Origin of the sequence: Bordetella genomosp. 2, from assembly GCF_002261345.1 — a bacterium.
Lineage (GTDB): Bacteria > Pseudomonadota > Gammaproteobacteria > Burkholderiales > Burkholderiaceae_B > Bordetella_A.
The window spans coordinates 510,240-523,176 of record NZ_NEVT01000003.1; the positions used below are offsets into that span (position 1 = coordinate 510,240).

The following is a 12,937-nucleotide window of genomic DNA, read 5'->3' on the forward strand; positions in this document are numbered from 1 at the left end:
GCTAATATCGCGGCTTTTCCGCCGTCTCTCCGGCCGCCAGCTCCACCCGACCATGCCTTACGCCCCACCCGCGCCGTCGCCCCGCCACCTGCTGTTCCCGCTGCTGGCCGCCCTGATCTGGTCGCTGAACATGGTGGTCACCAAGCTGGCCGCGGCCGTCATCGCGCCGGCCACCATCGGCTTCTACCGCTGGGTGCTGGCGGCGCTGGTGCTCACGCCGTTCGTCCTGCCGCGCGTGCTGCGCCAGCGCCATGCCATCGTCCCGCACCTGGGCAGGCTGGCGGTGCTGGGCGCGCTGGGCATGGCGGTGTACCAGGGGCTGACCTACGTGGCCGCGGCCACCACCACGGCCACCAACATGGGCATCATCACCGCCATGGTGCCGCTGCTGACCATCGCGCTGGGCTGCCTGCTGCTGCGCGAGCGTCCCGCCGCCACGGCGCTGCTGGGCGGCGCGCTGTCGCTGGCCGGCCTGGGCGTCTTGCTGGGCGAGGGCGACCCGGCCCGGCTGCTGGCGGTGGGCGGCAGCCCCGGCGACGCGCTGATGGGCCTGGCGGCGCTGGCCTATGCGCTGTACGGGGTGCTGCTGCGCCGCTGGTCGCTGCCGATCGGGCTGTGGCAATCGCTGTATGTGCAGGTGCTGTTCGGCATCCTGTTCCAGCTGCCGTGGTTCCTGCTCGCGCCGGCTTCGCCGCTGACGGCCGCCAACCTGCCGCTGGTGCTGTACGCGGGCATTTTCCCGTCGCTGTTCGCGCCGTACTTGTGGATGCAGGGCGTACGCCACCTGGGGCCCAGCCGGGCCAGCATCTTCCTGAACCTGATGCCGGTAGGCACCGTGGCCATCGCCGCGGCCGTGCTGGGCGAAGTGCCGCACCTGTATCACGTGGCGGGCGGCCTGATGGCGCTGGCCGGCGTCAGCCTGGCGCAGTGGCGGCCGCGCGGCGCGGCGCGCCGGCCCGCCTGAACGGTTCCGGCCTACAATCGTCGTTTCCGTCCGATTTCTGTCTTTGCATACGAGCCCATGGCCCAATACGTCTACACCATGAATCGCGTCGGCAAGATCGTGCCGCCCAAGCGGCAGATCCTGCGCGACATCTCCCTCTCGTTTTTCCCCGGCGCCAAGATCGGCGTGCTGGGCCTGAACGGCTCGGGCAAGTCGACGCTGCTCAAGATCATGGCCGGCGTCGACAAAGAGATCGAAGGCGAGGCCGTGCCCATGCCGGGCCTGAACATCGGCTACCTGCCGCAAGAGCCGCAGCTCGATCCCGCGCATACGGTGCGCCAGGCGGTCGAGGAAGGCCTGGGCGCGGTCGTGAACGCCAAGAAGCGCCTCGACGAAGTCTACGCGGCCTATGCCGAGCCGGACGCCGATTTCGACGCGCTGGCCGCCGAGCAGGCCGAACTGGAAGCCATCATCGCGGCGGCCGCCTCCAGCGGCGCCGACGACATCGAACACCAGATGGAGATCGCCGCCGACGCCCTGCGCCTGCCGCCCTGGGATGCGGTGGTAGGCAACCTGTCCGGCGGCGAGAAGCGCCGCGTGGCGCTGTGCCGCCTGTTGCTGTCCAAGCCCGACATGCTGCTGCTGGACGAGCCCACCAACCACCTCGACGCCGAAAGCGTCGAATGGCTGGAACAGTTCCTGCACAAATTCCCCGGCACCGTGGTGGGCGTGACGCACGACCGCTACTTCCTCGACAATGCGGCCGAGTGGATCCTCGAACTCGATCGCGGCCACGGCATTCCCTGGAAAGGCAACTACAGCTCGTGGCTCGAGCAGAAGGAAGCCCGCCTCAAGCAGGAAGAGGCCGCCGAATCGGCGCGCCAGAAGACCATCAAGAAAGAGCTCGAGTGGGTGCGCCAGAATCCCAAGGGCCGCCAGGCCAAGGCCAAGGCCCGCCTGTCGCGTTTCGAAGAACTGTCCTCCTACGAATACCAGAAGCGCAACGAGACCCAGGAAATCTTCATCCCCGTGGGCGAGCGCCTCGGCAACGAGGTCATCGAGTTCAACAACGTCAGCAAGGCCTATGGCGACCGCCTGCTGATCGACAACCTCAGCTTCAAGGTGCCGCCCGGCGCCATCGTCGGCATCATCGGCGCCAACGGCGCCGGTAAATCGACCCTGTTCCGCATGATCGCCGGCCGCGAGCAGCCTGATTCGGGCGAGATCAAGATCGGCCAGACCGTCAAGCTGGCCTTCGTCGACCAGTCGCGCGATTCGCTGCAGGACAACAAGACCGTGTTCGACGCCGTGTCCGATGGCGCGGACCTGCTCACGGTCGGCAAGTTCGAGATGTCGTCGCGCGCCTACCTGGGCCGCTTCAACTTCAAGGGCGCCGACCAGAACAAGATCGTCGGCCAGCTGTCGGGCGGCGAACGCGGCCGGCTGCACCTGGCCAAGACGCTGATCGCCGGCGGCAACGTGCTGTTGCTCGACGAACCGTCCAACGATCTCGACGTGGAAACCCTGCGCGCCCTGGAAGACGCGCTGCTGGAATTCCCCGGCTGCGTCATGGTGATCAGCCACGACCGCTGGTTCCTGGACCGCATCGCCACGCACATCCTGGCGTTCGAAGGCGACTCCCAGGTGGTGTTCTTCGACGGCAACTACCAGGAATACGAGGCCGACAAGAAGCGCCGCCTGGGCGAAGAGGGCGCCAAGCCGCGCCGCCTGCGCTACAAGGCGCTCAAATAAGAGGCCCGCCAATGCTGCTGCAAGCCGCCGATTCGACGCTGCTGGTGGTCGACATGCAGGAACGCCTGGTGCCGGCCATCGCCGGCGCCGACGCGATGCTGGGGACGGCGCACAAGCTGGCGCAGGGCGCGCGCCTGCTCGGCGTGCCGGTGGTCGCCACCGAGCACAACAGCGGCGCGCTGGGAGCCACGGTGGCGCCGCTGCGCGATGCGGTGCAGGCGGTGTTCCAGAAGCGGCATTTCTCGGCGGCGCGCGAGCCGGGCTTCGAGGCCTGGCTGCCGCCGGCCCGGCATACCGTGCTGGTGGTGGGCTGCGAGGCCCACGTCTGCGTGCTGCAGACCATCGTCGGCCTGCTGGAGCTGAACTATCGCGCGGTGCTGGTGTCAGATGCCGTGGGGTCGCGCCGGCCCGACGACCGCCATGCCGGCATGCGCCGCATCCGCGCCGCGGGCGCCACGGTCGTCACGGCCGAAATGGCCTTGTTCGAGTGGCTGGAAACTTGCGATCACCCGCAGTTCCGCGACGTGTTACGTTTAGTGAAATAGTCGCGGCAAGGCGCAACATCTGCCGCTGTAACAGGCCGGGTCGCCTACCCCTGGATACAATTTATGGGCATCCCTAACAGCTCCCGGCGGCGTATTTTGCGATTCTGAAGGTTCAAAGTATGTGAGGGGACGCGGTAGTGCCGGTAGTGGCCTGTCTGGTTGTCAGCGCGCTTCCCGGGCACAAGAATAGGAGCCTCATCATGATGAAAATCGGTACTTTCTCGAAGATCTGCACGGCCATCGTGCTGGCCGCCTCCGTGGCGGGTTGTTCGTCCTGGGACAGCATGAACCGTCGCCAGAAAAGCACGGTAGGCGGCGCCGCCATCGGCGGCGTGGCCGGCGCCGTGATCAGTAACGGCGGCATCCTGGGTACGGTCGGCGGCGCCGCGCTGGGCGGCATCATCGGCGACCAGGTCGGCAAGTAAGCCGCGTCGCCACGCATGCAGGCAGGCGGCCCGGCCTGCCCGCACGGAAGGCCCGCTGCCGGTTCGAACCGGCGCGGGCCTTCTTTTTTGTCGCCGCGCATCCGCCGCCGGGCGACCCGGCAGCCGCGCTTTACCGGCCGTCCGCGCCGGCGTTCTCCGGCAGGATGACGAACGCCTCGGGCTGGCCGGCCAGGTAGCGCACCCGGAACGGCTGGCCCACGGCGGGATAGCGCACCTCGCGCCGGCTGGGATAGACGTTGAAATCGGAGCTGTCGAAGTGCGTCTCCATCCGTTCGCCGTCGGCTTTCTGCAGCATGACGGTATAACGCCGCACGGGGCGATCGTTATAGATGTTGCCGGTGTCCCGGCTGGAGACGATCACGGCCTGGCCGGGCGTTCCATAGTGGTAGATCAGCGGGGCGGTCAGGCGCGAACCGAAGAAAAACAGCGCGGGCGTGCCGAATGGAATGCAGATCAGCAAGGCGCCGATCGCCGCCATGAGCGGCGTGCTGGATTGGGGCACCCCCATCAGCCGGGCGGCCGCCGCCAGCAATAACACCAGGGCAACAATAAGAACGGGAAACGGCCATACCTTGTCGACCGCCCAGACCAGCGACGACACCAGGGCTTCCATCATGATGATCCTGTGTCCGGGCGCTCAGGCAGCCAGTACCAGCACGGTAAGCTGGCTGGGGACCACGCGGCACGAAACCGGGCAATTGATGAGGTTGGCCGGCCCGATACTGGTCACCCGCGTACTGGGCGTGCCCCTGACGATGACCGTGAACGCGCCGGTGAGGTGCTGCTGTCTGGACATCACGGTCTGCGAGACCAGGCCCAGCCCGATGCCGGGAGTGTCGCCCATGGTCAGCGGGCGGACGCTCATCAAGTTGTGCCACGGCCCGCCGCCGGCCAGGATATTGAACGCAACCGGGATGGTCAGGGGCCCCAGGGCTATGTTCGGGTAGGGAATGGGCGGGATGGGCGTCTTGCATACATCGGGAAAGCCCAGGTCCATTCCGCCAAACTGTGCATTCGCAAACATCGATTCTTCCTCCGGTAGGGTGAGTATGGCGTGCTAGCCCACCAGGATTTGCTTGCCGTCGGCCTTGACCAACGCTTCGCCATTGATGAACGTGGTATTTCCGCTAAGGCGGGCTATGAAATCCGCGGCGTAGTCGAGATTGACCGCCTTGACCGTATCGGTGCCGGTGACGTAGCGCGCCGACCGGCCCGTCGTTTCCGTCACGGATCCGTAGTACGACTCTCTTTGATCGCCCGTGTACCGGGCGGTCATGGCCGCGACATCCAGCTCGACGCTGGTCAGCGTATAGCGATGGCTCTTGATGGTCCAGTCGGCGGCGTCGACGGCGCCCGAGCCGGCCTCGAGGCTGAAGGCGTCCGCCGCCATCGCCAGACGATCATGCGCCGTCAGGGAAAGCCGGTCCGCGGACACGGCCAACTCGCCGTCGACCCGCAAGTGGGTGCGTCCGCTGGCGCCCTGTTCCAGCACCGCAATGATGTAGAGCCCGCCCGCGGCGTCGCCCGATACCAGGACCTTGTCGCCCGGCTCGGGCATCAGCAGGCAGCTTGCCGCGCGCTTGACCCGGTATTGGCGCCCATGTTCGCGATTGCTGACAGTAAAGTGGGCACTGTCGTGCGCGTCGACCAGGAACGCGCTGTGCACATGGATGTCGCCGTTGAACGAGTTCGCCGGCTTTTGCAGCAGCGGGTCCAGGTGCCCGGCGTCGCCGTCGGCCCCGCAAGCGGCTTGCTGCTGGATGCCGTTGCCCGGTTGTCGATGGTTCATGACAGTCTCACCCATTGTTCGGCGCGCAGCAGTTCGTGGTCGGCGGGCAGGATGCCGGCCCTGGATCCATAGCGGGTTTCATGGTCGATGACCGCATGATGCTTGCTGCGCATGAAGCGGCCGCCGCTGAAATCGGCATGGCTGATATTGGAATAAGAGAAATCCGTGAATGTCATGCTGCAGTCGGAAAAGTCGGCGTGCTGCAGGTTGGCGCGATTCAGGATTGTCATGTTCATGTCGGCGCCGCGGAAGACAGCGCCTTCGCAGTCGGCATCGGAAAAATTGGCGCATTCGAGTTGCGCGCCGGCAAATACCGCCTGGCTCGCGCGGGCTTCCAGCACCAGGGCCTGCCGCATATTGGCCCGGACGAACCGGCACGCCTGCAGCCCGCAGCCCTTGAAACAGGCCTGCGACAGATCCGCATCGGAGAAGTCGCTGCCCGCCATATCGCTGTCGGTGAACTGGCTCTGGGCCAGCGGCACGCCCCGGAAATCATAGTCTCTCGCGCGGCACTCCATCGCGATCAGGTTGGTGAAGTTGGCATTCTCCAGCGTCAGGTTGCCGAAATCGAAGTCGGCCAGCACCAGGTGCAGGAAGGTGGAGTCCTTGAACCCCAGGCGCACTTGCTGATTGCCGGACAGCACCAGTTTCTTCACCTGGCACGCCTCTATGCGCAGATCGAGGATCGGCGCGTCGAGCAGTGACCCTTCGGCGTACTGGCACTCGCTGAACAGGCACCCTTCAAAGGCGCACGCGAGGAACTGGTGCGCCTCGAGCGTGGCGCGTTCGAATACGCAGTCCACGAAGCGGCAACTCGTGAACACGCAGTCCTTGAGCGTCGTCGCCGACCAGCGCACGCCGGCAAAGACCACCGTATCGATATGGCAGGAACGCCAGTCCATTTCCACAAAGGTGTTGTGTTCAAAAATGCACTGGCGGATCTCCGCGCCATGCCACGCCATCGCCTGCCACGACAGGCCCTTCCATAGCAAGCCCGTGACCGGTTCGCCATGGTCCACTTGCGCCAGGAACTGCTGCTGTGCTGCCTGAGACTGCATGGTTCATTTACGCATGGGATAAATATTGGACCTGTCCATCAACATATCCTGTTGAACCGTATTTGAGTCCGCCCTGATCATGGATAGCTCCGCACTGAAGAAAGACACGTGCCGCAACTGGGTTCCCGCCAAGTCGGCGGCCTTCATCTGGGCCTCGCTGAAATCTGCATTGGTCACACTGGCGCCGGACAGGTCGGCCCGGATGAACAGGCTTTGCTTGAAGAAGCTGTCCGCAAGACGGATGCCCTGCAGCCTGGCCTCGGAGAAATCGCAGGTGCTCAGGTCGCTGGCAATGATGGCGCCTTGATCGAAATGAACTTTCCTGAAACTGGATGCCGAGATGGTCGAATGGGAAATGTCGGCATCCAGGATGGCGCTTCCGGGAGCGATATAGAGCTTCGACGCCCGGCATCCGGCCAGCTGGAATCCGCGTATCGCCGGCAGGCCGACGAATGACATGGAGTCGATGCGGCAAGCCTCCATGCGCAGGCCGGTCATTTTTCCCTGGATAAAGGCATGCCGCAGAAAATCGCACTCCCGGAACGCGATGTGCTGCAGGCCGCCGCGCATGCACGAGAAATTGACGAACCGGCATCGCTCGAACACGCAGTTCTTCAAGCTGATCCTGAAATGCATCCATGCGCTCAGCTCCGACCGTTCGAAGCGGCAGTCTTCAAACTGCGCCTTGTCCGACTGCACGTCGGGAAGCCGGCAATCGATGAACTGGCATTGCCTGAAGCGCGCCCGGCTCCAGTCCGCCGACGCGAAGTCGCAGCCTTCGAAAACGACCTGGTCCAGGCGGCAGTCCGCCATCCGCGCCTTGCTGAAATCACAACCGGTGATGCGGCTCTCCCGGATCGTCAGGCCGTCCAGGTTCCAGCCCGCATAAGAAACGCGCGTCGCGGCAAAGCCGCGTAATTCGTAGCCGTCGTGACCGGCCGGCAATGGCTCGGTGGCCAGTTGGTTCAGGCCGAAAACCCGGAGCAGGCGCCGGGGGGCGCCGGCCGCGCGTCCTGCCCGTGCGGCGTCGGGCGCTCGCAATACGGTGTCCTCGAATTGTTCGAGCTGCTGCAGCCGCAACTGCCGCAGCTGTTCTTGCGCGGCGTGGCTGTCCAGGGCTCGGGAGCCGGCGCCCGCCTCGACCCGCTGCTCGGCGTCCTTTCTCAAGGAAGCCAGTAGCGCCGTCCGGCGCGCCTCCAGGAATCGCTGCTGTTCATCCTTGGCCGCCTGCGGCACATCACCGGCGTCCTGCCTGGGCACCTGCCGGCGCGCGCGCAGCTCTTTCCGGGCCGCCTTCAGGTTCGCGACCGGGCGCTGCTGCCTGAGCAGGTCTTCGATGATGTCGTCGCGCGCTATCTTGCCGTTCCGGCTTTTCGCCAGCCAGGCCAGTTCTGTGTCGAGCCGGGCCGCATCCTCGGGCCGGGCGGGGTAGTCCCCACGCGAGACGTTGCGGGCCAGTTCCTGTTCCACTTTCCTGAGCTTGTTCCGCAGCAATGGCGAAAGCTCGATCTCGTCCGATGCGGTATGGCGGATGAAGCGGGCGTCGACCAGCTGCTTGTCCAGCAGCGCATGAAACGGGCCGGTTTCCGGATGGACGCGCTGGCGGAAAACATCTTCGTAGTACGCCGGCGCCCGGGTCGAGTCGCTATGCTCGGCGGCATACAGGATGTGGCTGACGTCGCTGGCATCGTCCTCATCGACAGGCACCGCGCCTTGATACAGCAGGATCGCCTTTTCAAGATGCGGGTAGGCCCAGTAAGTGGTCAGCCGCAGCGGCACTTCCTCCAGGAAGCCGGCCTCCTGGGCCACTGCCGCCGCTTTCTTGATGAAGGCGCGCGCGGCCAGGGGCGGAACGGTCGTGGCCAGGGTTTCCTTGTCGGGGTGCAAATGGGTGAAGACGATCCGGTCGCCGGCCTGCAGGCGATCGAGCCGTTGTCGCGGCGGACTCTGGTTGAAGTACGCCCAGTCGATATCCCGCGCGAATCCGGGGAACTCATGAACCCGCCAGTGATCGTCATAGGTCCCGAGCATCCGGTTCCTGCCGGGGGATTCGACCGGAATGGCGCAGTACCCGGCCGGGGCATGGCGCTGCCCCTCGTGCACGACGGGGCGCGCGGGATCTTCGATGTTCGGCAGGAACCGGACGCGCAGGCCGTCGATCTCGGCTTCCCGGTATCCCTTGCCCCGCGGGTTTTCCTCGAACCCAGGGCCGCCATAGGCGTTGCGCCAGTTGATCGCGATTTTCTCGAACGGCAGGGCCGGGCTTGGCCTGCCGTCCGACCAATAGCGATCGCCGGTGACCCACAAGTCTTTCCTGACATTATTGACCGTCACCGATACGGCGGTCCGGCCCTGCACGGCATATTTGCCGAATCCATAGCCGTTCAAGATGATCTCAGGCGTGCGCTTGGGGATGCCGAAGTCCAGCACCTCCGCGTCGAAATTGCGCACGGACTCTTCGTTGAATATGCCCCATAGCCGTTGCTCCGTATCGAGGTGGAAATCGGAAGAAAAATCCACCATCGCGTACGCGGTTACGGCCAGATAATCGGTGTTCAGATACCTGTATGGACGGGTCAGGCAGGAAAGGCGGTTGGGCTTGATGACTTTCATCTAATCGGCGCGCAGGTTCCCCGGCGCTCAGACAATCAGGAACAGCGCCTTGAACACCGTCTTCATCGTGCCATATTCCATTTCCACCGGCTTGTTCCGGATGGAAAGCCCGGCGATGTCCAGCTTGATGGCCCCGAGATCCAGCTTCTTCCCGTAGTAGGTGTTCTGCGAAACCGAGGCTTGATGCCGCAGCCCGGTAATGGACTGGTGCAAGCCGCGGAACTGGAAAATCTCCGCGAAAGCCTCGCCTTTCCATATGCCATTGGTGAAATTCGACTTGCTGGTTTCCTTGACCGTCGCCCCGTTCCAGAGCAGCTCGGGCGTCTCGAAGCTGATGCTGGCCGGCGCCTTCACCGTCATCGCGTCGCCTTCCATTTTTATCGAGTGTGCGTCGCCGCCTTTCTGGATCTCCACCGGTCCCGCGCTCGCCAGCAGCTTCATGCTGGTGGACGTGGTGAACTCGCCCTTGCCGCCGGTGGCTTCGATGTAGACGTCGGTGGGGGCCTTGAGCGTGGCGTTGTCGCCTTCGAACGCCAATTGGTGGTCGTCGCCGCCTTTCTGCAGGTTGACGTTCTTGTCGCCGGTCGATTTCACCAGCACGATATCGTTGGCCTCGAATTTCCCGTAGCCGGTATCCGCCTTGATATGGACATGGCCGTCGGTGGACGTCATGTCGATGTCGGAAGTGGTGGTGTTCGTATACTTGTGCGAGAAAACCTCGACCCGGTCGCCCTCGGTGACCCGCAGCGTGTCGAGCCCTTCGACCGTGGTGTCCCGGTATGCCCCGATCTTGTTGATCTGGTAATCGCCGACGGTGTTGTCTTCGAACGTGCCGATCGTGGTGGTGCGCGATTCTCCTACATCGCGGGTTTCCAGCCCTTCCACCACCACGTGCAGGTCTTTTTCCGAGTGCAGCTTCACATATTCGCTGCCCAGCTTGTTTTCAATGTACAGGTGGCTTTCGTTGGCCGGACTGCCATAGTGCGAGCGGCTGCTGAAGCCCACGATAGTGGGGGAGGGGCAGAAGCCCTCCGCCGGCATCTGGTGGTCGTTGTAGACGCGGCCCGTCACCAGCGGGCGATCCGGGTTGCCGCCGATGAAGTCCACCACCACTTCCTGGCCGACCCGCGGCGTGCTGACGGCGCCATAGCCGTTGCCCGCCGAATCGTTCGATACGCGCACCCAGCATGAACTGTTCTCGTCGGGCTGGTTATAGCGGTCCCAGCGGAAATGCAGTTTCACGCGCTGGTACTCGTCGGTATATACCTCGGCGCCCGCCGGGCCCGTCACCACGGCAGTCTGCGGGCCGGTGGTGCGGGGAATGGGCGTCACCATGGGCGCGCGGAACGGCAGGCTGGTGGGCTGCACCGTGAACTCGAAGCGGTATTCGCCCTCGCCTTCGCCGGACTGGTAGCCGGCCTCGGTCAGGAAATATTCCACCGAGACGATCAGGTATTCCCGGATATCCGCCTTGCGCGGGCTGCGCCGCAACCGGAACGTGTAGCCCGGGGCCAGGCCGCGCACATTGGCGCTGCCGCTGCAGCGCTCGCTGGCGGAGCGGGTTTCCTCGAGCCGGATCTTGACGTAGTGCTCGCCCTGCTGGACATCGACGTATCCGGCCTGCCATTCGTATATCTCGCGGTTGGCCTGCGCCACCGGGTAGCTGTCTTTCAGGCGGGTGTGCAGGTCGAGGCTGGATTTCTTGAAATCGTAGTCGTTGACGACATACTCGATGCCGCGCAGTTCTTCCCCGCTGCTCCAGGCGTGGATCGTCTGTTCTTCGGCCAGGACGTTGTCTTCGCGCGGGAAGTAATCCAGCGAGGCATAGTCCGGCAGCGGTTCGTGCTCGTTGATGTCGTCGATCAGCACCAGCGTGTGCTGGTTCTTGTCGTGCTTGAAGTAGTAGTAGATCCCTTCGTGTTCCATCAGCCGGCTGATGAAATCGAAATCGCTTTCTTCGTACTGGACGCAATATTCGCGGGTTCGATAAGTGCCCTGCAGCCTTTTCTCGTAGACATAGCCGGAATACGAGCCCAGCACCTCGTCCAGTATCTCGACGACGCTCTTGTTCTGGTAGATCTTGCAATCGCGGTTGCGCGTCAGGTACCACAGCCAGGGCCGCACGGTGGCCCGGTAGCGCGCCAGGCGCAAGCCGCCCGACTCCTGCCCCACGTAGGCGAACCGGGTGACGTCGCCGCTCAGATGGCGCTTCGCGCCATGCTGGGTTTCTATTTCCAGGGTCAGCGGCTTGCCCAGCACCGAGGTGCCGCTGATTGCCGTGGTCTGCGCCACCAGTTCCACTTCAAACTCATACAGTTCGGACAAGGCTTCCCGTCCGTGCATGGTTTTGAACTTCAATGCCGCCCCGAGGGCGGTTTCAGCGACGACGACTCGATTCATGACCCCGACTCTGTGCAAGGTGTTGGGCGCGGATGTACCTGCTCCGACTGTGACACTTTCGAGGCAATACTAGATTTCCAAGATGCTGTTCACATGACAGTCAGCAAAACTTACATTTAAAGAAGATATGTTGAAAACGCAGGCGCTGGCCGTGCGCCGCCCGTCTACGCGGTTCGCGGCGGCAAACAAAAAGCCCCGGCGTGTGTAACGCCGGGGCCTCGCGCCGGTGCCTGATGCCGCCTGGAAGGCCAGGCAGAGGCAGCCGGAGTGGTCGCCGTTCAGGCTTCCTTTTGCGGCATTTCGATCTTGACCTCGAGCACTTCGAGGGTGTCCTGGCGTTCCAGGTGCACCTTGATGTCGTCGGGGTTGATGTTCACGTACTTGGAGATCACTGCGACCAGTTCTTGCTGCAGTTGCGGCAGGTAATCAGGCGAGGCGCCGCGCCCCGAGCGCTCGTGCGCCAGGATGATTTGCAGGCGTTCCTTGGCGACCACCGCCGAGGTTTTCTTCTGGCCCAGCAGAAACGACAGGAAGGACATTGCTTACTTCCCTCCGAACAGGCGCTTGAACAGGCCGGGCTTTTCGTAGTCGGTAAAGCGCAGCGGCTTTTCCTCGCCCAGGTAGCGGGCGACCACGTCCTTGTAGGCTTCGGCCACATCGGTGTCGCGCAGGTGGATGGCGGGCAGGCCCTGGTTCGAGGCCTGCAGCACCGCTTCGGACTCGGGGATGACGCCGATCAGCTTGATGCGCAGGATGTCTTCGATGTCGGTCAGGGACAGCATTTCGCCGTCGATGACGCGCTTGGGGTTGTAGCGCGTGAGCAGCAGGTATTCCTTGACTGGCTCGTCGCCTTCGATGGCGCGACGCGATTTGGCGGCCAGGATGCCCAGGATGCGGTCGGAGTCGCGCACCGAGGACACTTCGGGGTTGGTGACCACCAGGGCGTCGTCGGCGAAGTACGCGGCCATGAGGGCGCCGGTCTCGATGCCGGCGGGCGAGTCGCACACGATGTAGTCGAAGCCCATTTCCTTGAGGTCTTCGATGACCTTGGCCACGCCTTCCTGGGTGAGGGCGTCCTTGTCGCGGGTTTGCGAGGCCGGCAGGATGAACAGGTTCTCGAGCTGCTTGTCCTTGATGAGCGCCTGCTTGAGCGACGCTTCGCCCTGGATCACGTTGACGAAGTCATACACCACGCGGCGCTCGCAGCCCATGATGAGGTCCAGGTTGCGCAGGCCGACGTCGAAGTCGATGACGGCGGTCTTGTGGCCGCGCATGGCCAGTCCGGACGAGAAGCTGGCGCTGGTGGTCGTCTTGCCGACCCCGCCCTTGCCGGAAGTCACCACAACAATACGTGTCATGACCGTTTAACCCTTATGTTCGAATAAATCGCG

General features: G+C 64.1%; 12 protein-coding genes. 4 read left to right on the plus strand and 8 right to left on the minus strand.

Features of this window, described 5'->3' with window-relative positions; translation table 11 throughout:
* Window positions 1-52: 52 nt before the first annotated feature.
* The 4 genes from CAL24_RS04460 (at window position 53) to CAL24_RS04475 (ending at window position 3,665) form a co-directional block, all read left to right on the plus strand.
* Window positions 53-964, plus strand: coding sequence for a DMT family transporter (locus CAL24_RS04460; RefSeq protein ID WP_094805843.1), 912 nt, complete (start codon window positions 53-55; stop codon window positions 962-964).
* A 57-nt stretch (window positions 965-1,021) separates the two neighbouring features.
* Window positions 1,022-2,695: an energy-dependent translational throttle protein EttA gene (gene ettA, locus CAL24_RS04465; RefSeq protein WP_094805844.1), complete on the plus strand. Its 1,674-nt coding sequence runs from the start codon at window positions 1,022-1,024 to the stop codon at window positions 2,693-2,695.
* Between the two features lie 11 nt (window positions 2,696-2,706).
* A complete protein-coding gene (locus tag CAL24_RS04470; RefSeq protein WP_028356642.1) occupies window positions 2,707-3,240 on the plus strand; it encodes an isochorismatase family protein in 534 nt (177 codons plus the stop codon).
* Between the two features lie 203 nt (window positions 3,241-3,443).
* Window positions 3,444-3,665, plus strand: coding sequence for a glycine zipper 2TM domain-containing protein (locus CAL24_RS04475; protein ID WP_094806494.1), 222 nt, complete (start codon window positions 3,444-3,446; stop codon window positions 3,663-3,665).
* Between the two features lie 130 nt (window positions 3,666-3,795).
* On the opposite strand, the gene CAL24_RS04480 is transcribed toward CAL24_RS04475, so the two are convergent.
* The 8 genes from CAL24_RS04480 to minD all read right to left on the minus strand — a co-directional run bounded on the left by CAL24_RS04480 (window position 3,796) and on the right by minD (window position 12,904).
* Window positions 3,796-4,302 (minus strand): hypothetical protein, encoded by a 507-nt coding sequence (locus CAL24_RS04480; protein ID WP_141218047.1) that lies wholly within the window; start codon window positions 4,300-4,302, stop codon window positions 3,796-3,798.
* 21 nt (window positions 4,303-4,323) lie between these two features.
* Complete coding sequence (locus tag CAL24_RS04485) at window positions 4,324-4,710, minus strand: PAAR-like domain-containing protein (protein ID WP_094805846.1); 387 nt, start codon at window positions 4,708-4,710, stop codon at window positions 4,324-4,326.
* Window positions 4,711-4,743: 33 nt separating this feature from the next.
* Window positions 4,744-5,475, minus strand: a complete 732-nt coding sequence (locus CAL24_RS04490) for a DUF3540 domain-containing protein (RefSeq protein ID WP_170947027.1) — start codon at window positions 5,473-5,475, stop codon at window positions 4,744-4,746.
* The gene (locus CAL24_RS04495; protein ID WP_170947028.1) at window positions 5,472-6,494 is read right to left on the minus strand and encodes a pentapeptide repeat-containing protein; all 1,023 of its coding nucleotides are present in this window, start codon (window positions 6,492-6,494) and stop codon (window positions 5,472-5,474) included. Before CAL24_RS04495 ends, CAL24_RS04490 begins: the two co-directional genes overlap by 4 nt.
* Window positions 6,495-6,536: 42 nt before the next feature.
* The gene (locus CAL24_RS04500; RefSeq protein WP_094805849.1) at window positions 6,537-9,146 is read right to left on the minus strand and encodes a DUF2169 family type VI secretion system accessory protein; all 2,610 of its coding nucleotides are present in this window, start codon (window positions 9,144-9,146) and stop codon (window positions 6,537-6,539) included.
* A gap of 27 nt (window positions 9,147-9,173) precedes the next feature.
* Complete coding sequence (locus tag CAL24_RS04505) at window positions 9,174-11,546, minus strand: type VI secretion system Vgr family protein (protein ID WP_094805850.1); 2,373 nt, start codon at window positions 11,544-11,546, stop codon at window positions 9,174-9,176.
* A 278-nt stretch (window positions 11,547-11,824) separates the two neighbouring features.
* Window positions 11,825-12,085, minus strand: coding sequence for a cell division topological specificity factor MinE (gene minE / locus CAL24_RS04510; protein WP_012247903.1), 261 nt, complete (start codon window positions 12,083-12,085; stop codon window positions 11,825-11,827).
* 3 nt (window positions 12,086-12,088) lie between these two features.
* Complete coding sequence (gene minD / locus CAL24_RS04515; protein ID WP_028356636.1) at window positions 12,089-12,904, minus strand: septum site-determining protein MinD; 816 nt, start codon at window positions 12,902-12,904, stop codon at window positions 12,089-12,091.
* Between the last annotated feature and the right edge of the window lie 33 nt (window positions 12,905-12,937).

Excerpts from the sequence above, each read along its gene's own strand:
- CAL24_RS04460 (WP_094805843.1), top strand. The coding sequence starts at position 53 with ATGCCTTACGCCCCACCCGCGCCGTCGCCCCGCCACCTGCTGTTCCCG.
- ettA (WP_094805844.1), top strand. The coding sequence starts at position 1,022 with ATGGCCCAATACGTCTACACCATGAATCGCGTCGGCAAGATCGTGCCG.
- CAL24_RS04470 (WP_028356642.1), top strand. The coding sequence starts at position 2,707 with ATGCTGCTGCAAGCCGCCGATTCGACGCTGCTGGTGGTCGACATGCAG.
- CAL24_RS04475 (WP_094806494.1), top strand. The coding sequence starts at position 3,444 with ATGAAAATCGGTACTTTCTCGAAGATCTGCACGGCCATCGTGCTGGCC.
- CAL24_RS04480 (WP_141218047.1), bottom strand. The coding sequence starts at position 4,302 with ATGATGGAAGCCCTGGTGTCGTCGCTGGTCTGGGCGGTCGACAAGGTA.
- CAL24_RS04485 (WP_094805846.1), bottom strand. The coding sequence starts at position 4,710 with ATGTTTGCGAATGCACAGTTTGGCGGAATGGACCTGGGCTTTCCCGAT.
- CAL24_RS04490 (WP_170947027.1), bottom strand. The coding sequence starts at position 5,475 with ATGAACCATCGACAACCGGGCAACGGCATCCAGCAGCAAGCCGCTTGC.
- CAL24_RS04500 (WP_094805849.1), bottom strand. The coding sequence starts at position 9,146 with ATGAAAGTCATCAAGCCCAACCGCCTTTCCTGCCTGACCCGTCCATAC.
- CAL24_RS04505 (WP_094805850.1), bottom strand. The coding sequence starts at position 11,546 with ATGAATCGAGTCGTCGTCGCTGAAACCGCCCTCGGGGCGGCATTGAAG.
- minE (WP_012247903.1), bottom strand. The coding sequence starts at position 12,085 with ATGTCCTTCCTGTCGTTTCTGCTGGGCCAGAAGAAAACCTCGGCGGTG.
- minD (WP_028356636.1), bottom strand. The coding sequence starts at position 12,904 with ATGACACGTATTGTTGTGGTGACTTCCGGCAAGGGCGGGGTCGGCAAG.